This window comes from Pseudomonas sp. B14-6 (assembly GCF_013260315.1).
Classification (GTDB): Bacteria; Pseudomonadota; Gammaproteobacteria; order Pseudomonadales; family Pseudomonadaceae; genus Aquipseudomonas; species Aquipseudomonas mandelii.
Genome location: NZ_CP053929.1, coordinates 4,309,356 through 4,330,742, shown reverse-complemented (window position 1 = coordinate 4,330,742; position 21,387 = coordinate 4,309,356). Strand labels below are relative to the sequence as shown.

The window sequence follows — 21,387 nt, the reverse complement described above, 5'->3', positions numbered from 1 at the left end:
GGTTATTCCAGTCTTATTCGCCCATTTGCCGCATGGACATGGGGAATTGATCTTTTCCGTAACCGCCGGTGCAGTCCGCGACCGTGGTCGCCCCTTTGCGGCAGTTGACCTTGGGCATGTCGTAAGTGCTGCCATCGCCGCACACGGCCTGGCCCTGGCTGTCGATGGCGAGGCTGCCGCCTTTCATGGTAGCGCTCACCGGCCCGCTGCATTTCGTGCCGTCGGCCTGGTGTACGGTGACTTCGCCCTTACCGTCCTTGAGCTGGTATTCCAGGCGCAGCGGCTTGCCGGTCCGGCGATCCTGAATGCCGGCACCGGCGCGGTACTGACCGTCGAGGAACTTGGCGGCACCGTCGGCTGCGTCAGGCGGAATGCTCAAGGCCGGGCCCGGTTTTGTGGTTGCGGCTGCGGCGGCGGATTTTTGTGCGTCGGGCGGTGTGGTGACAGGTGCCTCGGTTTTGGCTTCGGCTTCCGGTGGCGCGGGTGGCGCGGTTGGGGATTCGGCGGCCGGGTCTTGCGTGATGCCGGCAGTCGCGGCGTCAGCTTCGTTGCCAGCGAGCGCCGGGGCTTCCGCGCCTTGGGTGCCGGTCACGGCGGTGCCTGTGGTGGAACCAGCGACCGTGCCGGTCACGGGAACGCCATTCAGCGTTGTGACATTGCCGGTCAGTTGTGGCTCTTCCAGCTGATTTTCCACCGGCACGATGCCCTCGGGCAGCAAGTCCACCGCCACCAACGGAATCGGTACGCAACCGCGCAGGCCGAGCAACAGCCACAACAGCAGCAACAGGAGCGGCAGCAGCAACAGCCACCACCAGCGACGCCACCACGGACGAGCTACCACGGGCACGACGGGCGCCACCACCGGTTCTTCAACCACGGGTGGCAGCGTGAAGACGGGCGGAACCTGATAAAGGCAGTGCAGGGGATCGCGATTACCGGTACCGGCGTGCTCGAAACCCCAGAAGGTCAGCACCGGCTTGCCTTGCACCAGGTAGACGAAATTTTCGTCAGGGAAATGAATGACGCGCTTGAGCAGCTTGCCGAACACGGCTTTGTCGCCTTGCTGCTGTTCGGCCGGGTCCGTGCCCAGGAAACGCTGGCTCAACTCATCAAGCGCAGCCTTCAGGGCTTCAAGTTGGCGACGGGCCGGAGCGCGTTCTTCTTCGGTCGCACTGCTCCACGGGATCACATCGCCTTCGATACCGCTGTACCAATCGATCTGGTTGCCGAGTTCATCGCTTTGAGGAATGGCCAGGTGGTCGACCATGTCGGGGTTCTTGCGGCGAATGGCTTCGCGCAATTGCAGGGCAGCCCGATAGACCGGTTGACCTGTTTCGCCCAGGGCTGTGAATGACCCGCTCTTACCGCTGCGTAATAATGCCCCGCGCATTCAAACTCCATATGTTCCGTTGCGCAAAAATGACAGACAAAGGTGTCTGTTCCTGCTCCTGCATTTAGCTGGCGACCTTAATGTCATAATGATGTCGCCGTCAATCAGCAGAGGTCCAAAACCGTATGAGACTAGCGTAAGCGTGCGGAGGTTGCATGGGGGCAATGTGAATTGATTTGGGAAGACTCGGACGTCCGCTTTTTTAAGCTTGCTGAATCGTTTCATCAGCGCTATAAAAAATGCACAACTCCAAGAAAGGCTTCCCCATGACCCCGCTCAAATTAGTCGTTGCCCTTGGCGCGCTGTCCGCCTCCCACGCCATGGCTTGGGACTACGTCCTGCTCGACAGTGACAAGGCTGCCCAGAACTGGCAGATCACCAGCCAGCAACTCGGTGTCAAAACCGACAAACCCTTCTCCGTGACCCTGCGCACCTTGCACGGCGGCCGGCAAGAGGGCGTCAGCATCGTCGACGTCGATAACGGCACAATGAAACTCTCGGTGGTGCCCACTCGCGGCATGAACGTGTTGCAAGCATCGGTCGGCGATGTGCGCATGGGCTGGGACTCTCCGGTCAAGGACGTGGTCAATCCGTCCTTCATCGAACTCAACGGCCGCGGCGGACTGGGCTGGCTCGAAGGCTTCAACGAACTGGTGGCTCGCTGCGGCTACGAATGGGTCGGCCATCCCGGCATCGACAACGGCGAACTGCTGACCCTGCATGGCCGCGCCGCCAACATCCCGGCCAGCAAAGTCACCCTGCACATCGACGAAAAACCGCCTTATGCCATCAGCCTGCGCGGCGAGCTGAAAGAGCAGGCGTTCAAAAAAGTCGATTTCTCGGTGGTAACTGAGTTGGTCACTGAACCCGGCAGCGTAGCGTTCGCCCTGAACGACACGTTGACCAACAACGGCGACTACCCGAAGGAATACCAGGCGCTGTACCACAGCAACTTCAGCACGCCATTCCTGGAGCAGGGCGCGCGTTTTGCTGCGCCGGTTAAACAGGTGTCGCCGTTCAACGACAAGGCCAAAGGGGATTTACCGGATTGGCAGACTTACCGTGCACCGACCAAGGACTACGACGAGACGGTTTACAACGTCGTGCCTTATGGCGATGCCAAGGGTGACACGCTGACCGTGTTGCATAACAAAGCCGGGAGCCTTGGGGTGTCGGTGGGGTTCAATACGCAGCAGTTGCCGGTGTTTTCGTTGTGGAAGAACACGGATACGCAAGGGCAGGGGTATGTGACCGGGTTGGAACCGGGGACGAGTTTTTCTTACAACCGTCGGTATCAGCGGCCGATTGGTTTGGTGCCGATGATTGGGGTTAAAGAGCAGAGGCAGTTTCAAATCCATTACAGCTTGTTAGCGGATAAGGGGGCTGTGGATAAGGCGCTGAAGCGTGTGAGTGAGATTCAAGGTGGTCGGGAGACTGAGGTAAGGCAGACGCCGCTGGTGGATTTGACCAAAGAGTAAGCGGCCTTTCGAGATGAGCAGTGGAAGTCTGTGTTCACCGCTCATCAAAAGGCTAAAAAGGAAGTCTCATTTCTGACGCTTGTGCCGCATCAAACAGACGCCGGATGAAATCGAAGTCGTTCCAGGTTTGGTTGGTATAAAACCGATGCTCCTTATTTCCGATCTCATCGATGTAATAGATAACGTACTCCGCATATTTCTCGTCGGCGTTGAAGCTGTAACGCAATGAAAGAGAAAAGTCATTTTCCTTGAGTTTCACAAACGAGTTGTTGTCGTCATAACTCCAGGAGAATTCGCCTCTCTCCGTTCTCGCGGTGAGTGCTTTGATGAAATCGAGAAATCTAGGCGGTAGCATATTGACGCCCTCTGGCCGGGTTAACCTTTTCGAGGTTTTCTTTGATGTTTTCAAAATTGTGGTGAAGAAGGATTCTGATCGGCTTTTCGAGCGGAGCGTTTGCCGTCGCGAAAACCCTTTTTCTGATGGTGATTTCAGTTTCTCCAAGGATATTGTCAATCCTTTCGAACTCCTGACCTGTACCGGGTATTTTGGCAAACAGAATCCTGAAATGCTGATAGCACTTCAGCGCCAATGGATAGTTTTCGGTGTCCACATAACCTGCTGCTTCATTGAGCGTCGCAATGCATTCACTGACGGCCGAGGCGCCCTCTACAGCTTTTGCGTCCTTGAGTATTCTGTTGGCTTCTGCACTGATGCTGCGTGAGTAACGAACACTGTGCAGAACTTCGGATATTGAAATGATTAGCGCGACGATCGTAATGACTGTGCCAATGTAGGAAAAGTTGTTCAGGGTTGTCGGAGAGCCAACAACAATTTCCTGCTGCAATAGCGCCGCCCATACGATAGCAATGCTTATCAGGCAATAGACGAATCTGATCCAATGACTTCTTAGTAACTTCATGTATTACTGACGCTCTCTCTGAATATTATCTGAATGATTTGCTGTGATAGTCATCGATTACGCTGAGGCCGGTCGGTATTGCAGCGCTTCCGCCAAATGCTCGCGGGTGATCCCATCGACCTGCTCAAGATCCGCTAAGGTGCGGGCGACCTTGAGCAATCGGTGAGCAGCTCTGAGCGACAAGGTCAGTCGTTCACACGCGGATTCCAGCCAGTTTTCATCGGCTGTGGATAACTTGCAGTGTTTGCGCAGGCCAGGCAGATCGAGGAATGCATTGGCGCAGCCTTGGCGCTTGTTTTGACGCTCTCTTGCGTCGGCGACCAGTGCCGCAGCGGTGGCTGTATCGTCACCGGGTTTCTGTGATGGGTTTAATGCGGTGGCTTCTCGGGCGACGGTCAGGTGCAGGTCAATGCGATCCAGCAGCGGCCCCGACAGTTTGTTTCGGTAGCGCTGGACCATGTCCGGCGTACAGGAGCAGCGACCACTCGGTTCACCAAGATATCCACAGGGACATGGATTCATTGCTGCCACCAATTGGAATCGCGCCGGGAAGCGCACGCGGTCCTTGGCGCGGGATATCACGATGTGGCCGGATTCCAGAGGCTCTCTCAGAACCTCCAATACCTTACGATCAAATTCAGGAAGTTCGTCCAGGAACAGCACGCCATGATGGGCGAGGGTAATTTCGCCGGGTTGTGGTCGTGAGCCGCCGCCGACCAGTGCCGGGCCTGATGCGGAATGGTGAGGTTGGCGAAACGGTCGTTGCGGCCAATGGCTCAGCGGCACGCAACTGGAAACCGATTGAATTGCTGCGACCTCAAGCGCTTCATTCTCAGCCAATGGCGGTAGCAGCCCCGGTAAACGACTGGCCAGCAGGGTTTTCCCTGTTCCCGGCGGACCGCTGAACAACAAGTTATGCGCACCTGCCGCCGCTATCAGCAGCGCGCGCTTGGCTGACATTTGACCTTGCACCTCATTCAAATCGGGGTACGGCATGCTGGCGTACAGCAAGCCATCGGATACGAAGGGCTCGATTGGAGTGTGTCCATTAAGGTGCGCCACCGCCTGAAGCAAATGATCCACCGCGATCACCTTCAACCCCGACGCCAGACACGCCTCTTCTGCATTTGCCCGCGGCACTACCAGCGTCCGCCCGGCCTTGCGTGCTGCTAATGCTGCCGGCAGCACACCGCGAACTGCCCTCACCGCGCCCGATAGTGCCAACTCTCCCAGACACTCAATGTCATCCAGCGTCAACGTCGGCACCTGCACGCTGGCTGACAGAATCCCCAGCGCAATGGCCAGATCAAATCGTCCACCGTCCTTCGGTAGGTCAGCGGGAGCGAGATTCAACGTGATACGCCGTGCCGGGAATTGCAGCCCTGAATTGATAATCGCACTGCGTACCCGGTCCTTGCTTTCCTTCACTGCCGCTTCGGGCAATCCGACCATCGTCAGGGACGGCAAACCGTTGGCCAAGTGGACTTCTACGGTAACGGCGGGCGCATCCACGCCAATCTGGGCGCGGCTGTGGACGATGGAGAGGGACATGGTCGTTCCTTGAGCTTTACGGGAACCGCTTCCTGCGGTTTTTTGAAGGGTAGTCGGGGTGTTGTTCTTCGGCGTTACGAATGAGGCGACAAACTTTCACTGGATGTTGCGAGTGTCTTTCTGGTGATGAAGCGTAAGCGAGCGTGGGGTGCCGACGTAATGGGTCTCGGGATGATGTTTTTGTAGGACCTTGCCTAGAACAATGACGGACGCCGGTGAAAGTGGGTGAGCGCTCTTGTCTGTCTGGCAGGGCTGCTTATGATCATTAATTGATCGCTGACTTCGGAGAGGATAATGAACCGTAATGGAATGCGGCCCGTTCATCCTGGCGAAATTCTTCAGGAGGAGTTTCTTGAACCGTTGGGCATTTCAGAGTCAGCTTTCGCCCATTCGTTGAACGAACCGTTAAATGTGGTCAACGACATCGTGATGCAACAGCGTTGTGTCAGTGCTGATCTAGCGGGGAAGCTATCTGACCACCTGAACACCACGCCCGAGTTCTGGCTGAACCTGCAAGCGACTTACGATTTGCGGGAAGCTGGAATCGAACGTGGTAGGGCTTTAAATACTTAAAGCGATTGCAAGATCCGCGAAGCACGCTTCCACCAAGGCGCATTGACCGTCCGTTGCGCCCGTTCACCCTCCGCAAGCATGTGCGGAACATCCTGCAACCGAATCCACGGCTGGTTATTCCAGTGCAGCAAACTCAGCGACATCTCCGGCCAGTTCAACAGACTCAGAATCGGGCGTTCGCTTGTTGCCGGATGTTGGGCGTCTCTGAGGGCTGGCACTACGTCGTGGGTCAGCCATTCACGCAGGCCTCGGTATTCGGGGCAGTAGTGGTAGACGAGCAGGGCGTAGACGCCGGATTCGCTGATCAGCAGGGTGTTTTCGAGGATGCCGTGAATGACGACTCGCGCGGATTGATGTTGATCGGGATCGAGTTTTCGGACGGCGCGTTCGTCGAGGAAAAGGCGAAGCAGACGGCCCAGGTCTCGGGCGCTGAACCAAGGCTGGTTTTCGATCAAAAGCGCGTGGAGGTGGAGTTTGTGGCGGGTGAAGACGTGAGGGACTAGATAAGCGTTATCGCAACTCATTAATACAGCTCCTTTTGCTAAAGAGGCTGCCGTCAATCGTCGCCAAACAATTGGGTGGCAGCTGTACGCGGGTTGGCGAACCGGAGCAAAAGGAACCCGGCAGACCCGAAGGTCTCCCACGCACAGCCGCCATGACTCGAGAGATGGTCGTCGTACGCCTTAAGCTTCCAGGTCGCCAAACCCAGTGCTGAATATTCAGCTGAGAATGAGCTTAGGAGCCTGGGCTTCACGGCGCTATCGGACGGCGGTGGTGATCTTTGTAGGACGTTGCCGAGATGGTGGCGGGGCGGCAGATCAGAAGATTGCAGCCTTTGGCAGGTCCTACAGGGTTGGTCTGGCCAGTGTGGGAAGGCTGGTAGACCGAGGTGACTCTATTCGCGAGCAGGCTCGCTCCCACAGGGGGTTGCGTTGTCAGCAGGGTTACTCGGCAGGCGGATTCAGCTTCGCTTCCAGCTCCGCAACCTTCGCTTCGAGGCTTTCCAGCCGTGCCCGGGTCCGTGCCAGCACAACCATCTGGCTATCAAACTCTTCCCGGCTCACCAGGTCCAGCTTGCTGAAGCCGCTCTGCAACAACGCCTTGAACTGGCTTTCGATTTCGCTTTTCGGCAATGGGGTTTCGCCGCTGAAGAGGCGGGAGGCGGTGCCGCTCAGGGCGTCGAGGAAATCTTTGGGTGCGAGCATGGGAAATGTCCTGTCAACAATGGCGGGCAGTGTATCACGCAGTGTCTATAGTCAATTCCGTCAGCAGGGATGCACGCTTTTCGCGCATGTGGACAGACGGCTGCGCACTGTTGTTGTGCGTATCCGTGGGGCCGATTGAGGAAAGGGGCTGTTGGCGGCGGTCAAGGGGTTGAATTCAGTGGGTTTTGGCGAGATGGCAAGCTTTCTGCTTAGTCAGTCGTAACCCATGCACTGATGCAGTCGCTGTGACGAATGCAGTGCGCCAAGCGAAACGGGGAGTTGTTTCGTGAGGAGCGGTTAGCTGGCGTCGGACGGGCAGGTAAGGTCGACGATGCGTTACAAAGCCAGGCACTGCGCTTAGACTTGAGTCGGGTTTGTTTTCCTGGGGCAAGTCCACCAATTCGGGAGAGAGTTTTCATGAAGCTAGTCACTGCCATCATCAAGCCGTTCAAACTGGACGACGTGCGCGAGTCGCTGTCCGAGATCGGCGTGCAGGGCATTACCGTTACTGAAGTCAAAGGCTTCGGTCGGCAGAAGGGTCACACCGAGCTGTATCGCGGCGCGGAATACGTGGTCGATTTCCTGCCTAAGGTAAAGATCGATGTCGCCATTGACGACAAGGATCTGGACCGGGTTATCGAGGCGATAACCAAGGCCGCCAACACCGGCAAGATCGGTGACGGCAAGATCTTCGTGGTCAATCTGGAACAGGCGATTCGCATCCGTACCGGCGAAACCGATACCGACGCGATTTAAACGCCGCCACACACCCAACGCCCCAGGAGAAAACAATATGACTCTGCGTAAATTCGCAGGGCTAGGAGCCCTGTTGTCCCTCGTAATGCCCAGCCTGGCTATGGCGGCAGACGAAGTGGCGGCCCCAGTCCTCAACTCCGGCGATACCGCCTGGATGATGACCTCGACAGCCCTCGTGCTGTTCATGACCATTCCCGGCCTCGCCCTGTTCTACGGCGGCATGGTTCGCTCCAAAAACATTCTTTCCGTGATGATGCAGTGCTTCGCCATTACCGGTCTGATCAGCATTCTGTGGGTCATTTATGGTTACAGCATCGCGTTCGACACCACCGGCATGGAGCAGGGCGTCGTCAACTTCAACTCGTTCTTCGGTGGCATGGGCAAGGCATTCCTCGCCGGTGTCACGCCGTCGAGCCTGACCGGTCCTGCGGCGCTGTTCCCTGAGGCGGTGTTCATCACCTTCCAGATGACCTTCGCCATCATCACCCCTGCGCTGATCGTCGGTGCCTTCGCCGAGCGGATGAAGTTCTCCGCCATGCTGATCTTCATGGGCGTGTGGTTCACCCTGGTTTATGCACCGATTGCGCACATGGTCTGGTCCGGCAACGGTGGCCTGATGTGGGACTGGGGTGTGCTCGACTTCGCGGGCGGCACCGTGGTGCACATCAACGCCGGTGTGGCCGGTCTGGTTGCGTGCATCGTGCTCGGCAAGCGCAAAGGCTTCCCGACCACCCCGATGGCACCGCACAACCTCGGTTACACCCTGATGGGCGCCGCGATGCTGTGGGTCGGCTGGTTCGGTTTCAACGCCGGTTCCGCCGCTGCGGCCAACGGCACGGCCGGTATGGCAATGCTGGTGACCCAGATCGCAACCGCCGCCGCTGCACTGGGCTGGATGTTCGCCGAGTGGATCACTCACGGCAAACCAAGTGCACTGGGTATCGCTTCGGGTGTTGTGGCCGGTCTGGTCGCCATCACCCCGGCCGCTGGCACCGTGGGCCCGATGGGCGCACTGGTCATCGGCCTGGCAGCGGGCGTGGTGTGCTTCTTCTGCGCCACCACCCTGAAACGCAAACTCGGTTATGACGATTCCCTGGACGCCTTCGGTGTGCACGGCATCGGCGGTATCCTCGGCGCGATCCTGACCGGTGTGTTCGCCGCACCGTCCCTGGGTGGCTTCGGCACCGTCACCGACATCGCCGCTCAAGTCTGGATTCAGTGCAAAGGCGTGGGCTTCACGGTGATCTACACCGCGATCGTCACCTACATCATTCTCAAGGTACTGGACGCTGTCATGGGTCTGCGTATCACGGAAGAAGAAGAGGCCGTCGGCATCGACCTGGCACTCCACAACGAACGCGGCTACAACTTGTAAGCACGCGCATAAAAAACTTGCCCGGCTTGCCGGGCATTTTTTTGTCTGGCGTTTGTCAGTGAAGAGACTGCTGAAAGGTTTTTTCGTACACGTTTGGTGGCGTTTACGACGGGCGTTTTTCTGCGGCCAATGGCTTACATGATTGAAGGAATATTAGGGCCTTTGTTTTTTCCCAGAGCGCGCTAGAATGCGCCCCGAACGTGCGGAGAACTGTATGTGGCAACAGACTCTGATTACCCTGCGGGCACGGCCCCGGGGCTTTCATCTGGTAACGGACGAGTTACTCGCCGGCCTGCCTGAACTCAAGGCGTGCCGGGTCGGTCTGTTGCATTTGTGGCTGCAGCATACCTCGGCGTCGTTGACCATCAACGAGAACGCCGATCCGGCGGTACGTCGCGACTTCGAACGATTTTTCAATCGTCTGATCCCACAAGGAACAGACGGCTATGAGCATAACGACGAAGGCCTGGACGACCTCCCGGCGCACTTCAAGGCCAGCGTGCTTGGCTGTCAGCTCAGTTTGCCGATTTCGGCAGGCCGACTGGCGCTGGGGACCTGGCAAGGTGTTTATCTGGGCGAGCACCGTGATTTTGGCGGTGCCCGTAAAGTCCTCGCCACCGTGCACGGTGAAGAGGCATGAACCGCTGGTGACCAGCGGTTATTGAATTTTTCCGGCGGCTGTCGACAGACGGTGAAGCTGGGCTATAACTAATCTGCTTTTCGCAAGTCATGAGGTAGAACATGAGCGATGATGATCTGGAAAACGACGACCTCGAAGTAGGCGACGACGACGAAACCGAAGAAGGTCTGGAAGCAGCGGCCGAAGACGTCGCTGAAGACGACGGCGGTGAAACGCCCGTTCCGACCGCCAAAGGCAAAGCCAAGGCTGCGGTGTCGGTTGACGAGCTGCCGAGCGTCGAAGCCAAGAACAAGGAACGCGACGCCCTGGCCAAGGCCATGGAAGAGTTTCTGGCACGGGGCGGCAAGGTGCAGGAAGTGGAGGCCAATGTGGTCGCCGATCCGCCCAAGAAGCCTGACAACAAGTACGGCAGCCGGCCTATCTAAGCGTCTGCTATTGGCTTGCTGAAAAGGCCCGCCGTCGCTGCGGGCTTTTTCATGGGCGGTAAAAAGCTCTGGGCCTGCGGCGATCCCCTGTAGGAGTGAGCCTGCTCGCGATTGCGGTGTGTCAGGCAACATAAATGCTGAATGTCACACCGCAATCGCGAGCAGGCTCACTCCTACAAGGGAATATCGGTGATCTCAGGATTGGTGCTGGGAATTCCACAGGGCCAGCAACGCCGGTAATTCGGTCAAACTGCGAATCTCGGCATCCGGTGCCTTCTCGGCTTCCCAGTCCTTGCGCGCCGGGTTAAACCAGATCGCCCGCAACCCCGCCTGCTGCGCTCCGGCAATGTCATCCCCCGGATGATCGCCGATATGCACCGCCGTCTCCGCCGTCGCACCACCCCGTTGCAATGCCTCATGAAACAGGCGCGCATCGGGCTTGGCGATGCCGATGTCTTCGGCGCACAACGCAAACTTGAAGTAATCGGCCAGTCCCAGCCGGCGCACATCGGCGTTGCCATTGGTGACCACACCCAGGGCGTAATGCTTGGCCAGGGTTTCCAGCGTCGGCTCGACTTCGGGAAACACTTCGATCTGGTGCCGGGCATGCAGGAACACTTCAAAACTCTTGTCGGCCAGGTCCGACGCCTCGCCGTGGTCGTATCCGGCCTCCTCCAGCGCATGGAACAACACCCGGCGCCGCAGCGCGCTGATACGGTGTTTGAGGCTCGGTTCGAGGGTCAGGATCCGTTCCCGAATAGCCCACAAATGCTCCACCGGCACCGCGCCCAGGTTCGGTGCGTGCTCGGTCAGCCATTCACGCAGTATGGCTTCGGCGCTGACGATCACCGGGGCGGTGTCCCACAGGGTGTCGTCGAGGTCGAAGGTGATCAATTGGATGGTCATGAATCATCGCCTTTAATGCGTTTGGCCCGTGGATGGGCGCTGTCGTAGACCGTGGCCAGGTGCTGGAAGTCCAGGTGGGTGTAGATCTGGGTGGTCTTGATGTCCGAGTGGCCGAGCAATTCCTGCACGGCGCGCAGGTCCTGCGAGGATTCCAGCAAATGGCTGGCAAAGGAATGCCGCAACATGTGCGGGTGCAGGTTCTGCCCCAGCTCGCGCTCACCAGCAGCTTTGACCCGCAACTGAATCGCCCGGGGCCAAGGCGCCGACCTTGCTGGCTGACGAACACCGCATCGTCTGCCGGGTTAGTCATGGCCCGCAACGGCAGCCACAGTTCCAGGGCTTCACGCGCTTTTTTGCCGACCGGCAGCAGGCGAGTCTTGCTGCCTTTGCCGAGCACCTGAACCATGCCGTCGGCCAGATCCAGCTGATCCATATTAAGCCCGGTCAGCTCCGAAAGGCGCAAACCCGAGGAATAGAACAGCTCCAGAATCGCCTGATCCCGACGTGCCAGGAAGTCATCCTCCACCGCGCCTTCAAGCAGTTGCAGCGCGCGGTCGGTATCGAGGGTTTTCGGCAGCCGTCTTTCGCCCTTGGGCGGTGCCAGGCCGTTGGCCGGGTCGTGATCGCAAAGACCTTCGCGGTTCAAATAATGATAGAGCCCACGGACGGCCGACAGCAGTCGCGCCAGGCTGCGCGAAGATTGACCCTGGGAATGCAGGCGCGCGATCAGGCTGCGCAGACGCTGAATGTCCAGCGCGGCCCAGCTGCTGATGTTCTGTTTGACGCACCAGCCCAGCACTTTGTCGAGGTCGCGGCGGTAGGCGTGCAGCGTGTGGGGCGACACCTGCCGCTCACTGCGCAGGTGTTCGCAGTAAGCGTCCAGTTGCCGTTCCATGGTCAGCGTACCGAGCGCAGGGAACTGTTGACCCGAGGCAGCACGCGACCCATGACTTCGGCGATGTAGCTCAGGAACAGCGTGCCGACCGAGCTTTTGTAGTGTTGCGGGTCGCGACTGGCGATGGCCAGGACGCCGTGGATGCCTTGATGGCTGATGGCGACAACGGCGGTGGAGCCGATCTGTTTGCGCTGTTCTTCGCCGAACAGGAAGTCCAGTTCGTGATCGCGCAGGCTGCCGCTGACGCTTTTGTCTTCCGAGAGCAAGCCGCCAATGGCCGTTTGCGCGTCGGCATGGGTGACCCAGCGGCCCACCGGCATCGGGTTGTCACCCAGCAGGATCAGGCTGACAAAAGGCACCTGGAAGTCCTGGCGCAGACTGTCTTCGACGCTGATCACCACGTCTTCCAGGCTGCTGGCATCCATCAGCGCCAGAATCAGGCGGCGGGTTTTGTCGAAGAGGCGGTCGTTGTCGCGGGCCACGTCCATCAAATGCGAGAGGCGATGACGCAACTCAATGTTGCGGTCGCGCAGGATCTTCATCTGGCGTTCGACCAGCGAGACGGTATCGCCGCGCTGGTGCGGAATGCGCAAGGCCGGGAGCAGTTCTTCGTGCTCGACGAAGAAATCCGGATGAGCCTCCAGGTACGCGGCAATCGCCGCCGCCTCAAGGCTTTCGGAAGGGGATTCGTCGGGCTGTGGGGCGGGAACCTGGGGCTTATCTTTCATGGATTCGACTCTCTCAAAGACGCACTTGTCCTTCATAAACGCGGACTGCCGGGCCGGTCATCATGACCGGATGGCCAGGGCCTGCCCATTCAATGGACAGACGCCCGCCGGGCAGGTCGATCAATAGCGGCGAATCCATCCACCCCTGGCTGATCGCGGCCACTGCGGCAGCGCAGGCGCCGGTACCGCAGGCCTGGGTTTCCCCGGCGCCACGTTCCCAGACGCGCAACTGCGCACGGTTCCGGTCGATGACCTGGAGAAAACCGACGTTGACCCGCGCCGGGAAGCGCGGGTGGTGTTCGATTTTCGGTCCCAGTTCATGCACCGGTGCGTTGTTGATGTCGCTGACCCGCAACACGGCATGGGGGTTTCCCATGGACACGGCGGCCAGTTCGACGGTCGTACCCTCGACATCGAGCTTATAACTCAAGGCCTGTTCTGGCGCGTCGAATGGAATCTCGGTCGGTACCAGACGCGGTGCGCCCATGTTGACACCAATCTGGCCGTCGCTGCGGATATCCAGTTCGATGATGCCGCTTTTGGTCTCGACGCGAATCTGCCGCTTGGCGGTCAGGCGTTTGTCGAGCACGAAGCGGGCGAAACAGCGCGCACCGTTGCCGCACTGTTCCACTTCGGAACCATCGGAGTTGAAGATCCGGTAGCGGAAGTCCACGTCCGGGTTGCTCGGCGCTTCGACGATCAGCAACTGGTCGAAACCGATGCCGGTATGCCGATCGCCCCATTGCTTGGCGTGCTTGGGCAGGATGTGCGCGTGCTGGCTGACCAGGTCGAGGACCATGAAGTCGTTGCCCAGGCCGTGCATCTTGGTAAAACGCAGCAGCATGGGATTACTCCGGCAGCAGGCTTTCGCCAGCAAACAACTCGGCTACCGTCTCACGGCGACGCACTTCAAATGCCTGATCACCGTCCACCAACACTTCGGCGGCGCGGCCGCGGGTGTTGTAGTTGGAACTCATGACAAACCCATAGGCGCCGGCCGAATGCACGGCCAACAGATCGCCTTCTTCCAGGGCCAGTTCACGATCCTTGGCCAGGAAGTCGCCGGTCTCGCAGATCGGGCCGACGATGTCGTAGGCGCGCGCCGCTGCAGTGCGTGGGCGCACGGCGGTGACATCCATCCAGGCCTGGTACAGCGCCGGACGGATCAGGTCGTTCATGGCCGCGTCGACGATGGCGAAGTCTTTGTGTTCGGTGTGCTTGAGGTACTCGACCTGGGTCAGCAGCACGCCGGCGTTGGCGACGATGAAACGGCCCGGCTCGAACACCAGCGCCAGGTCGCGACCGTCGAGACGCTCGCGCACGGCTTTGATGTAGTCGGCAGCCAATGGCGGCTCTTCATCGCGATAACGCACGCCCAAACCGCCACCGAGATCGATGTGGCGCAGGTAAATGCCGCAATCGCCGAGGCGGTCGACCAGGCCCAGCAGGCGGTCGAGGGCGTCGATGAACGGCGGCAGGGTGGTCAGTTGCGAACCGATGTGGCAATCGACGCCGACCACTTCCAGGTTGGGCAACTGGGCGGCGCGGATGTACACGTCTTCGGCGTCGGCGATGGCGATGCCGAACTTGTTCTCTTTGAGACCGGTGGAAATGTACGGGTGCGTGCCGGCATCGACGTCCGGGTTCACACGTAGCGAGATCGGTGCGCGAACACCCAGCTCGGCGGCGACCACTTGCAGACGCTCCAGCTCATCGGTGGATTCGACGTTGAAGCAATGGACGCCAACTTCCAGGGCGCGACGCATGTCGTCACGGGTCTTGCCGACACCGGAGAAAACGATCTTGTCGGCGCTGCCGCCGGCGGCCAGTACGCGTTCCAGCTCGCCACGGGAGACGATGTCAAAACCGGCGCCAAGACGGGCCAGGACATTCAGTACACCCAGGTTGGAGTTGGCCTTGACCGCAAAGCAGACCAGGTGCGGCATGCCGACCAGCGCATCGGCGTATGCCAGGTACTGGGCTTCGATGTGCGCGCGGGAGTAGACGTAGGTCGGTGTGCCGAAACGTTCGGCGATGGCCGACAGGGCCACACCTTCGGCAAACAGCTCCCCGCCACGGTAATTAAAAGCGTCCATGGCGTTCCCTTATTGGTAGACGTCGTGCTTGTGTGCTTTGGACGGCTGCTTTTGCGAGGACTGAGCCTGCTCGGCGGGATCCTGGGAATCGTCGGGCAGATACAGCGGGCCTTTTTGACCACAGGCCGACACAAGGCAGGCAACCGCGACGAGCGCAGCAAGGGAAGAGATCAGGCGCTTCATGGCGAAATCCTTGAAAATGCATTAATTGCGCCGGAGTATACCGGCCACCCGTCAGCTTGCCTATGCGACGGGGCTCCCGTCCGGCGGGGCTTGGCACGATGCTGGTCAGCCGGGCGCAATCCCTGTGGGAGCGAGCCTGCTCGCGAAGGCGTAGTGTCAGTCAACATTGATGTTGAATATGATGGGCCCTTCTCGAGCAGGCTCGCTCCCACAGGTTTCGTGATCACCGTGGGTCGTTATCCTTTGCAATCACCGGGGCTCGCCCGTATCTTGCGGCGCTTGAGCGTGAACAGACACTTTTTGAGGTTGCCGTAATGAGTTTGACCGAAGCCCGTTTCCATGACCTGGTCGATGCCACCCAGCAGACGCTGGAGGATATTTTTGACGATAGTGGCCTGGATATCGATCTGGAGAGCTCGGCCGGTGTGCTCACCGTCAAGTTCGAAAACGGCAGCCAGTTGATCTTCAGCCGCCAGGAACCCCTGCGTCAGCTGTGGCTTGCGGCCGTGTCCGGTGGTTTCCACTTTGATTACGACGAAGAGAGCGAGCGCTGGATGTGCGACAAGAGTGAAGAACAGTTGGGCGAGATGCTTGAGCGCATCGTCAAGCAGCAAGCTGACGCCGAGCTCGATTTCGAAGGCCTGTGAGACCGTGACCCAGCCTGCGCCCGTTCGTCCGCCCAAACCGCTCTACAGCAATGTCAGCCCGGCCGTGCCTTCGCCGTGCAGCGGTGTGTGTCGGTTGGACGAACAGAAGGTCTGCCTTGGCTGTTTTCGCCATGTCGAAGACATCCGCGAATGGCGCTCGGCGGATGATGATCGTCGGCGTGTGATCTGCGCCCAGGCAGTCCAGCGCAAAGCCTTGGCATAAGAGCTTTTGTGGCGAGGGAGCTTGCTCCCGCTGGGCTGCGAAGCGGCCCCAAAAAGCTTACGACTGCTGCGCAGCCGAACGGGAGCAAGCTCCCTCGCCACAGGCAAGCCTCTCTCAAAAATGTCAGCGCAGGTGCGTGGTCGCCACTCACTTGTATATTTATTGAGCTGTGATAGTGTCCAGAAACGCCTCAACCCATCGAGGCTCGTGAAAACCCCGCCTTTTTCTGGCGGGGTTTTGCTTTTTTTGTGCAGAAGAAAGGAGTCTGCCTCAATCATGACCACACCTTCCATCACCCTTACTCGTCTGGACGTGCAACGTCTGGAGCGCCTGATCGACAGCCTGGATGACACGCTGCCGGGCGTCATTGCGCTGCAAACCGAACTGGATCGCGCCGATACCGTGGTCGGTCACGAAGAAGTGCCCGCCGATGTAGTCACCATGAATTCCCGTGTGCATTGCCGCGAAGAAGGCAGTGGCAAGGACTATCACCTGACCCTGGTTTATCCCAAGGACGCCAACGCCGACGAAGGCAAGATTTCCATTCTGGCGCCGGTCGGCAGCGCGCTGCTCGGCCTTAAAGTTGGCCAGCACATCGACTGGCCAGCACCAGGCGGCAAAACCCTCAAACTGACCCTGCTGGAAGTTGAATCCCAGCCGGCCGGGGGCGGTCATTTTCCGGAGTAAACCGCTTAGACCTGCTCGAGCGCCTCATTCAACGCGCGCTCCAGGTCGGCCTTGTAGCGCAAATACAAATTGCTTGAACTCTGACCATCACCGAGCAGGCCCGACAAGTCCAGGTCGGTGATGTAGCAGCGATAGCGCTCGATTTCCCGGCGCTGCTCGACGATCTCCTGGGCGACCACGCTAAACAAATGGTCGCCATACTCCAGCTCTGAAAACTCCCGCTGATTGCAATACAACGTGACCTGCACCTGTCCCGGCGCGGCTTTGCCGATGATCGCCTGCACGTCGTAGAACGGTTTATTGATCGGGGTTTGCGGCGCCGGCCGGGTTTCGACGCGACGCGCCCGGCCAGGACCTGACGGCAGTAGCTGGTAATACAACGTGTCGAGGTTCAGGGGCTGGGCGGCGTTCATCGGCAGCAACGCGTCGCGTCGGTACTGGATTGATTGCAGGAACCGTTGCAGTGGCACCAACAGGCTTTGTTCGTCGTGATAGGGCAAGCGCTGCTGCCACAGGGCATTGAATTCATCCAGTACGTACAGCTCCGCCTGCTGTTCGGTGATTCGGTAGAACACTTGAATGCATTCGGGCTGGCCCATGGGCAGGATCAGCGCCAGGTCGTGGTCTTCCAGTGCCATCGGGTCCAGGTGCAGCGGGCTGTAGCTCGCCAGTTCTTCGCCCAGGTAATCGAACAGCGCCGGCAGCGTGGCGAGGGCGACGTGATTGACCTGGCCGGGCACCAACTCCAGCACGTGGTAATGCTGCTGGACCTGTAGCAGGTAGCGATGATTGAGCTGGCTCAGCAGCAGGTTCTGCGCCGTATCGAGGACCTCTTCGACCCGCCGTGCAATGAATTGCGCCCGGTTGTGGCAGAAACAACGCACCCTCAAACGGGGTTGTTGTAGACCGTTCGGCAAGTTGTTGAGGTAATCGCGCAGGCAGTCGAGCAGGGCGTGGGGGCCGTCGTAGCGGTTGACCAGCACTTCGTTCCAGCTGTTGAGCGTGACCTGGTCCAGGGTCAGCACCAGGTTTTCCCGGACACCGGCGTAGCTCAGGGAGTCGGTGCGCTCGGTGGTCATCAGGATATTCAGGTCGCGATGGTGCTTGAGCGGATCGACGCCGACGTTTACCAGAATCAGCACTTCACTCGGCACACTGGCGCGCAGCAAGGGCTCTTCGGCAACCGTCGCCAAGGGCAGGGCGATGCTTTGTTGCAGGCTGCCGAGCAGGTTGAACAGTTCGAACTCGCTCAAATCGCTGGTGCCTGGGTGCAAGGCGAGGCGGGTGCTGCTGTCGATCACACCGTTGCGGTGGCACCAGGTCAGCAGCTCCAGCAATTGGCGGCTGCGCTTGATCGGCGCGAAATGTTCCCACTCGTGGGCTGCCAGGCTGCCGTTGTACAAGCCCCACTGGGTTTGCCCGGGTTCTTTCTTGTTGGGCGCCTGCACCAGGGTCAGGGTGTCTTCGGCCAGGTCCGGGGCGATGCCGGGGTTGATGAACTCGACTTTGCCCGCTTTGCGCTCAAAGGCTGCATACAGCCGCCGACCCAGCACGTTGAGGTCGCGTTTGTTGATCAGGCTGGCGGTTTGCTCGTTGCGGGCGAACTGGGTCAGGAAGCGGTAGCTGTAGTTCAGTTCATTGACCAGGGCTCGGCGTTCGGTGCTGACCTGGCGGACTTTCCATTGGCTGCGGCTGTCGAGCAGCGCCAGCTGCCGCTGATCCCAGTGCCATTCGTGAGCCAGGCGCTCAAGCAGCGAACGTTGCCAGCTCTGGGTGCGACTGCTGCCGGTGAGCTTGCGGTTGACCTTCAGGTACAACGCGCGGCGTACCAGCTCCAGGCGCTCCGGCTCGCCCCGCGCGGTGAGGTATTCCTCGATGCGTCGGTAGACCACGATGTAGGGGTCGAGCTCGTCGAGGTCCAGTTGATTGGCGAATACCGCCTGCTTGAAGCGCAGGCTCAAGCAATGGACCTTGGGGTGTTCGCTGGCATACACCTCGATCAGCAGAAGTTTGAGCACGGATTTGTAGGGCGACTCGATGCCCTTGAACAACTGCCAGAGCCCGGCGCCGATGAATTCCCCCGGCGGGATATAGGCCAGATGCCCCAAATCCAGCGACTCGTCCGCACGGATGAAGCGCTTGGACAGCAGCGTGTGGGTGTAACGGTCGTAGGCGGCTTCTTCGTAGACTGGCACCAGCCACCAGATTGGCGTGCGGCCGGCCAGCCAGATTGCGGTGCGGTAGAACTCATCCAGCAGCAGGTAGTGCTGGGTCGTGCCGCAGTCTTCCGAACTCAATTGCGTATCGCGCTCGCCGAGCACGAAGCGGGCCGGGTCGATCAGGAAGAAATGCGCCTCGGCGCCCTGGCTGGCGGCCCAGGCCTCAAGCAACTGGCACTTTTTGCGCAGCTCGGCGAGTTCGTTCTCGTTCAAGTCCGGGCTGTGACAGACCCACACGTCCATGTCGCTTTGATCGGCCTGGGCCAGGGTGCCCAGACTGCCCATCAGGAATAGTCCGTGGATCGGACGCGGTGGATTGCTGCCGTGGCGTGGCTTATAGGAAAACGATCGGGTCAGGCGCTGGGCTTCGGCGAGGGCGTTGGCGTCAGGCTCGAAATTCGACAGCCCGGCCGGCGTGCTGCCCGACACATAACCTGGCAACAGTGGGTGATTCACGTGGAAAAACAGCGGCAGCAGCGTCAGCACCGTTTGTTGGCGGGGCGACAACCCTTCCATGGCACGGGCCATGCGGCCTTCGTTGAGCTTCAGAAAGCGAGCGCGCAGCTGGCTGAGAACCTTGCGGTCGATTCCCTCGTCCAGATCGGGGCGGATTTCATGGGTGCGGGTCATGTCAGCTCAAACCGGCTCGCGAAGCTCGGACGTGGGGTCTGCGGATGGGGGCAGTTTAGCGCCTCGGACGCGGGACTTTTAAGCTGAATTTGTATTTTTGACGCCAGATTTCTACCGCGAGGCGACGGCAAGTCACAAAGTGTGCCCGCGGAAATCCCGTAGCAGGGGTTTCCGTGGGCGCTACGGTAATGCTCAGGCTGTTTCCTGGACGTTGAGAATGGTCAGAACGGTTTGCACATTTTGCGCGGCGTCACGACCCAGACTGGTCAGATAACCACCATCTGGCTGGGTGATCAGTTCTTTGTCGAACAGTCTTTGGGCGGCAGCAATGGCTTTCGGGGCAGCGGTCTGATGAATTTTCAAACCTTCCTGGGAACTGTCCAGGTTGAAGAGTGCGAGGATTTCCAGTTCGGCAACCAACTCAGGGGTAAGCGACATAAGGACTCCAGACTTTCTAGGAATTGGACGACAGCGCCCCTAAGGTGAGCCCACTCGTGCGGCATGTCCAGTGCTCGCGACAGGGTTTTTTCGCCTCGGGATGCATTCCCCGCAGGGTGGTGCGCCAGCGGGGTGCGTAGGAGCGAGGCTTGCCCGCGAAGAACGATGACACGGTTTGTCTGGAAAAACTTCAGCGCACCCTTCGCGGGCGAGCCTCGCTCCTACGGAATCGGGGTTACTTCTTTTCCGGCGGCAACTCTGGCAGTGCACGCAGGGCGGTTTCATACCATTCGGTGTTGAACGCGCGGTCTTCTTCGAGGATTGCGTCGATTTCTACTGCCAGCACATGGGCCATCAGGTTGAGGATTTCCTCGCGCTCGTAACCCACCAGGGTCAGCTTGTTGAACGTGGCCTTGGCCGCAGGCGGGTTGTCGCTTTCGATCTGGTTTTCGATGGCCTCGATCAGGGTGGTTTCGGTGAATTCTTCTTCGTCGCTATCGATATCAGTTGGCTCGCTCATGGCAGGCTCCTCAAGTTTAAGGCGGCCAGTTTACCTGCATTCAGCGCTGTGATGCTGCTGGCAGGAATCGCTTCGGCGTTCTATAAACAGGCACTGCCAACCCCGCACGGCCTGGAGGCTTTGTGATGCTCAAGCTTTATGGATTTTCCGTCAGTAACTACTACAACATGGTCAAGCTGGCGCTGCTGGAGAAGGGCGTGCCGTTTGAAGAAGTACCGTTTTATGCCGGCACAAGCCCGGACTCGCTGGCCATCAGTCCGCGCGGCAAGGTGCCGGTTTTGCGCACCGAGCAGGGTTTCATCAATGAAACCGCGGTAATCCTCGAGTTCATCGAGCAAAGTCAGAACGGTATATCGCTCCTGCCGAGCGACCCGTTCGAGCGGGCGCAAGTGCTGGCAGTGGCCAAGGAAATCGAGTTGTACATCGAGTTGCCGGCTCGCGCCTGTTATCCCCAGGCATTTTTCGGCATGCAGGTGCCGGACGCGATCAGGGACAAGACCAAGACCGAGCTGCTGGCAGGCTTTGCCGCGTTGGGCAGGCACGGCAAGTTCGCCCCTTATGTGGCAGGGGACAGTCTGAGCATTGCGGATTTGTACTTCCTGTACAGCGTTCCACTGGCCTGTGCGGTGGCGCATAAGCTGTTCGATATCGATCTGCTGGCCGAGATGCCGGCGGCCAGGGCGCTGTTGGAGCGACTGGAGCAGAACCCGAACGTGCAGCGGATTGCGGTGGACAAGGAAGCGGCGATGCCGGCGTTTATGGCGATGGTCGCTTCCAAGAAGTAGGGTTTTGTAGCGTTCTTGAGTCAGTCTTCGCGGGCAAGCCTCGCTCCTGCGGGATCGGTGTCGTTCGCGCAATTGCGGGGCGACAAAGATCCCGTAGGAGCGAGGCTTGCCCGCGAA

At 59.3% G+C, this 21,387-nt stretch carries 24 protein-coding genes and 1 pseudogene; 10 read left to right on the top strand and 15 right to left on the bottom strand.

The annotated features are described in order from the left end of the window. Nucleotides 1-13: 13 nt before the first annotated feature. Nucleotides 14-1,390: an SrfA family protein gene (locus tag HP062_RS19910; RefSeq protein WP_172791919.1), complete on the bottom strand. Its 1,377-nt coding sequence runs from the start codon at nucleotides 1,388-1,390 to the stop codon at nucleotides 14-16. A 266-nt stretch (nucleotides 1,391-1,656) separates the two neighbouring features. On the opposite strand from HP062_RS19910, the gene HP062_RS19905 reads away from it, so the two are divergent. Further along, on the top strand, nucleotides 1,657-2,868 hold the full coding sequence (locus HP062_RS19905) for an aldose 1-epimerase family protein (RefSeq protein WP_172791918.1): 1,212 nt from the start codon (nucleotides 1,657-1,659) through the stop codon (nucleotides 2,866-2,868). A 52-nt stretch (nucleotides 2,869-2,920) separates the two neighbouring features. On the opposite strand, the gene HP062_RS19900 is transcribed toward HP062_RS19905, so the two are convergent. The 3 genes from HP062_RS19900 to HP062_RS19890 form a co-directional block, all read right to left on the bottom strand. Next, entirely contained in the window at nucleotides 2,921-3,127 is a 207-nt protein-coding gene (locus HP062_RS19900) for a hypothetical protein (protein WP_178083835.1), read from the bottom strand. Nucleotides 3,128-3,209: 82 nt separating this feature from the next. Continuing rightward, nucleotides 3,210-3,788 (bottom strand): hypothetical protein, encoded by a 579-nt coding sequence (locus HP062_RS19895; RefSeq protein ID WP_172791917.1) that lies wholly within the window; start codon nucleotides 3,786-3,788, stop codon nucleotides 3,210-3,212. A gap of 57 nt (nucleotides 3,789-3,845) precedes the next feature. Continuing rightward, the gene (locus tag HP062_RS19890; protein WP_102595399.1) at nucleotides 3,846-5,339 is read right to left on the bottom strand and encodes a YifB family Mg chelatase-like AAA ATPase; all 1,494 of its coding nucleotides are present in this window, start codon (nucleotides 5,337-5,339) and stop codon (nucleotides 3,846-3,848) included. Between the two features lie 294 nt (nucleotides 5,340-5,633). On the opposite strand from HP062_RS19890, the gene HP062_RS19885 reads away from it, so the two are divergent. Beyond that, complete coding sequence (locus HP062_RS19885; RefSeq protein ID WP_172791916.1) at nucleotides 5,634-5,912, top strand: HigA family addiction module antitoxin; 279 nt, start codon at nucleotides 5,634-5,636, stop codon at nucleotides 5,910-5,912. On the opposite strand, the gene HP062_RS19880 is transcribed toward HP062_RS19885, so the two are convergent. After that, a complete protein-coding gene (locus tag HP062_RS19880) occupies nucleotides 5,909-6,436 on the bottom strand; it encodes a Bro-N domain-containing protein (protein WP_172791915.1) in 528 nt (175 codons plus the stop codon). The two genes, HP062_RS19885 and HP062_RS19880, sit on opposite strands and share 4 nt — an antisense overlap. 420 nt (nucleotides 6,437-6,856) lie before the next feature. Continuing rightward, nucleotides 6,857-7,117: an accessory factor UbiK family protein gene (locus HP062_RS19875; protein WP_010465113.1), complete on the bottom strand. Its 261-nt coding sequence runs from the start codon at nucleotides 7,115-7,117 to the stop codon at nucleotides 6,857-6,859. A 417-nt stretch (nucleotides 7,118-7,534) separates the two neighbouring features. On the opposite strand from HP062_RS19875, the gene glnK reads away from it, so the two are divergent. The 4 genes from glnK (at nucleotide 7,535) to sutA (ending at nucleotide 10,313) form a co-directional block, all read left to right on the top strand. Beyond that, nucleotides 7,535-7,873 carry a P-II family nitrogen regulator gene (glnK, locus tag HP062_RS19870; protein ID WP_002555808.1) on the top strand — a complete coding sequence of 113 codons (339 nt, stop codon included), beginning with the start codon at nucleotides 7,535-7,537 and terminating at the stop codon, nucleotides 7,871-7,873. A gap of 37 nt (nucleotides 7,874-7,910) precedes the next feature. Continuing rightward, nucleotides 7,911-9,248, top strand: coding sequence for an ammonium transporter (locus tag HP062_RS19865; protein WP_010465110.1), 1,338 nt, complete (start codon nucleotides 7,911-7,913; stop codon nucleotides 9,246-9,248). A gap of 214 nt (nucleotides 9,249-9,462) precedes the next feature. After that, complete coding sequence (locus tag HP062_RS19860) at nucleotides 9,463-9,888, top strand: secondary thiamine-phosphate synthase enzyme YjbQ (RefSeq protein ID WP_008030499.1); 426 nt, start codon at nucleotides 9,463-9,465, stop codon at nucleotides 9,886-9,888. 101 nt (nucleotides 9,889-9,989) lie between these two features. Next, the gene (sutA, locus tag HP062_RS19855) at nucleotides 9,990-10,313 is read left to right on the top strand and encodes a transcriptional regulator SutA (RefSeq protein ID WP_010465107.1); all 324 of its coding nucleotides are present in this window, start codon (nucleotides 9,990-9,992) and stop codon (nucleotides 10,311-10,313) included. Between the two features lie 195 nt (nucleotides 10,314-10,508). Here the strand turns inward: sutA and HP062_RS19850 are convergent, their stop codons facing one another. The 6 genes and pseudogenes from HP062_RS19850 to HP062_RS19825 form a co-directional block, all read right to left on the bottom strand. Next, nucleotides 10,509-11,219, bottom strand: coding sequence for an HAD family hydrolase (locus HP062_RS19850; RefSeq protein WP_172791914.1), 711 nt, complete (start codon nucleotides 11,217-11,219; stop codon nucleotides 10,509-10,511). Continuing rightward, nucleotides 11,216-12,114, bottom strand: a pseudogene (gene xerC / locus HP062_RS19845) (tyrosine recombinase XerC). The gene HP062_RS19850 and the pseudogene xerC overlap by 4 nt, the downstream one beginning before the upstream one ends. A 2-nt stretch (nucleotides 12,115-12,116) precedes the next feature. Further along, nucleotides 12,117-12,842: a DUF484 family protein gene (locus HP062_RS19840; protein WP_010465101.1), complete on the bottom strand. Its 726-nt coding sequence runs from the start codon at nucleotides 12,840-12,842 to the stop codon at nucleotides 12,117-12,119. Nucleotides 12,843-12,855: 13 nt separating this feature from the next. Further along, entirely contained in the window at nucleotides 12,856-13,686 is an 831-nt protein-coding gene (dapF, locus tag HP062_RS19835) for a diaminopimelate epimerase (RefSeq protein ID WP_010465099.1), read from the bottom strand. A gap of 4 nt (nucleotides 13,687-13,690) precedes the next feature. Beyond that, nucleotides 13,691-14,938 carry a diaminopimelate decarboxylase gene (gene lysA / locus HP062_RS19830; protein ID WP_010465097.1) on the bottom strand — a complete coding sequence of 416 codons (1,248 nt, stop codon included), beginning with the start codon at nucleotides 14,936-14,938 and terminating at the stop codon, nucleotides 13,691-13,693. A gap of 9 nt (nucleotides 14,939-14,947) precedes the next feature. After that, a complete protein-coding gene (locus HP062_RS19825; RefSeq protein ID WP_010465096.1) occupies nucleotides 14,948-15,121 on the bottom strand; it encodes a lipoprotein in 174 nt (57 codons plus the stop codon). A gap of 314 nt (nucleotides 15,122-15,435) precedes the next feature. On the opposite strand from HP062_RS19825, the gene cyaY reads away from it, so the two are divergent. The 3 genes from cyaY to rnk all read left to right on the top strand — a co-directional run bounded on the left by cyaY (nucleotide 15,436) and on the right by rnk (nucleotide 16,678). Next, nucleotides 15,436-15,768 (top strand): iron donor protein CyaY, encoded by a 333-nt coding sequence (gene cyaY, locus HP062_RS19820; RefSeq protein WP_172791913.1) that lies wholly within the window; start codon nucleotides 15,436-15,438, stop codon nucleotides 15,766-15,768. 4 nt (nucleotides 15,769-15,772) lie between these two features. Next, entirely contained in the window at nucleotides 15,773-15,991 is a 219-nt protein-coding gene (locus HP062_RS19815) for a DUF1289 domain-containing protein (protein ID WP_010465092.1), read from the top strand. A gap of 276 nt (nucleotides 15,992-16,267) precedes the next feature. After that, nucleotides 16,268-16,678, top strand: a complete 411-nt coding sequence (gene rnk, locus HP062_RS19810; RefSeq protein WP_010465090.1) for a nucleoside diphosphate kinase regulator — start codon at nucleotides 16,268-16,270, stop codon at nucleotides 16,676-16,678. 5 nt (nucleotides 16,679-16,683) lie between these two features. On the opposite strand, the gene HP062_RS19805 is transcribed toward rnk, so the two are convergent. The 3 genes from HP062_RS19805 to HP062_RS19795 all read right to left on the bottom strand — a co-directional run bounded on the left by HP062_RS19805 (nucleotide 16,684) and on the right by HP062_RS19795 (nucleotide 20,485). Continuing rightward, nucleotides 16,684-19,527: a class I adenylate cyclase gene (locus HP062_RS19805; RefSeq protein ID WP_172791912.1), complete on the bottom strand. Its 2,844-nt coding sequence runs from the start codon at nucleotides 19,525-19,527 to the stop codon at nucleotides 16,684-16,686. A gap of 192 nt (nucleotides 19,528-19,719) precedes the next feature. Continuing rightward, nucleotides 19,720-19,965, bottom strand: coding sequence for a TIGR02647 family protein (locus HP062_RS19800; RefSeq protein ID WP_010465085.1), 246 nt, complete (start codon nucleotides 19,963-19,965; stop codon nucleotides 19,720-19,722). Between the two features lie 235 nt (nucleotides 19,966-20,200). Next, nucleotides 20,201-20,485, bottom strand: coding sequence for a hypothetical protein (locus tag HP062_RS19795; RefSeq protein WP_010465083.1), 285 nt, complete (start codon nucleotides 20,483-20,485; stop codon nucleotides 20,201-20,203). 125 nt (nucleotides 20,486-20,610) lie between these two features. Here HP062_RS19795 and HP062_RS19790 point away from each other — a divergent pair, with 125 nt between their 5' ends. Then, entirely contained in the window at nucleotides 20,611-21,270 is a 660-nt protein-coding gene (locus tag HP062_RS19790; protein ID WP_172791911.1) for a glutathione S-transferase family protein, read from the top strand. Nucleotides 21,271-21,387: the final 117 nt, after the last annotated feature.

Excerpts from the sequence above, each read along its gene's own strand:
- HP062_RS19910 (WP_172791919.1), bottom strand. The coding sequence starts at position 1,390 with ATGCGCGGGGCATTATTACGCAGCGGTAAGAGCGGGTCATTCACAGCC.
- HP062_RS19905 (WP_172791918.1), top strand. The coding sequence starts at position 1,657 with ATGACCCCGCTCAAATTAGTCGTTGCCCTTGGCGCGCTGTCCGCCTCC.
- HP062_RS19895 (WP_172791917.1), bottom strand. The coding sequence starts at position 3,788 with ATGAAGTTACTAAGAAGTCATTGGATCAGATTCGTCTATTGCCTGATA.
- HP062_RS19890 (WP_102595399.1), bottom strand. The coding sequence starts at position 5,339 with ATGTCCCTCTCCATCGTCCACAGCCGCGCCCAGATTGGCGTGGATGCG.
- HP062_RS19885 (WP_172791916.1), top strand. The coding sequence starts at position 5,634 with ATGAACCGTAATGGAATGCGGCCCGTTCATCCTGGCGAAATTCTTCAG.
- HP062_RS19880 (WP_172791915.1), bottom strand. The coding sequence starts at position 6,436 with ATGAGTTGCGATAACGCTTATCTAGTCCCTCACGTCTTCACCCGCCAC.
- HP062_RS19875 (WP_010465113.1), bottom strand. The coding sequence starts at position 7,117 with ATGCTCGCACCCAAAGATTTCCTCGACGCCCTGAGCGGCACCGCCTCC.
- glnK (WP_002555808.1), top strand. The coding sequence starts at position 7,535 with ATGAAGCTAGTCACTGCCATCATCAAGCCGTTCAAACTGGACGACGTG.
- HP062_RS19865 (WP_010465110.1), top strand. The coding sequence starts at position 7,911 with ATGACTCTGCGTAAATTCGCAGGGCTAGGAGCCCTGTTGTCCCTCGTA.
- HP062_RS19860 (WP_008030499.1), top strand. The coding sequence starts at position 9,463 with ATGTGGCAACAGACTCTGATTACCCTGCGGGCACGGCCCCGGGGCTTT.
- sutA (WP_010465107.1), top strand. The coding sequence starts at position 9,990 with ATGAGCGATGATGATCTGGAAAACGACGACCTCGAAGTAGGCGACGAC.
- HP062_RS19850 (WP_172791914.1), bottom strand. The coding sequence starts at position 11,219 with ATGACCATCCAATTGATCACCTTCGACCTCGACGACACCCTGTGGGAC.
- HP062_RS19840 (WP_010465101.1), bottom strand. The coding sequence starts at position 12,842 with ATGAAAGATAAGCCCCAGGTTCCCGCCCCACAGCCCGACGAATCCCCT.
- dapF (WP_010465099.1), bottom strand. The coding sequence starts at position 13,686 with ATGCTGCTGCGTTTTACCAAGATGCACGGCCTGGGCAACGACTTCATG.
- lysA (WP_010465097.1), bottom strand. The coding sequence starts at position 14,938 with ATGGACGCTTTTAATTACCGTGGCGGGGAGCTGTTTGCCGAAGGTGTG.
- HP062_RS19825 (WP_010465096.1), bottom strand. The coding sequence starts at position 15,121 with ATGAAGCGCCTGATCTCTTCCCTTGCTGCGCTCGTCGCGGTTGCCTGC.
- cyaY (WP_172791913.1), top strand. The coding sequence starts at position 15,436 with ATGAGTTTGACCGAAGCCCGTTTCCATGACCTGGTCGATGCCACCCAG.
- rnk (WP_010465090.1), top strand. The coding sequence starts at position 16,268 with ATGACCACACCTTCCATCACCCTTACTCGTCTGGACGTGCAACGTCTG.
- HP062_RS19805 (WP_172791912.1), bottom strand. The coding sequence starts at position 19,527 with ATGACCCGCACCCATGAAATCCGCCCCGATCTGGACGAGGGAATCGAC.
- HP062_RS19800 (WP_010465085.1), bottom strand. The coding sequence starts at position 19,965 with ATGTCGCTTACCCCTGAGTTGGTTGCCGAACTGGAAATCCTCGCACTC.
- HP062_RS19795 (WP_010465083.1), bottom strand. The coding sequence starts at position 20,485 with ATGAGCGAGCCAACTGATATCGATAGCGACGAAGAAGAATTCACCGAA.
- HP062_RS19790 (WP_172791911.1), top strand. The coding sequence starts at position 20,611 with ATGCTCAAGCTTTATGGATTTTCCGTCAGTAACTACTACAACATGGTC.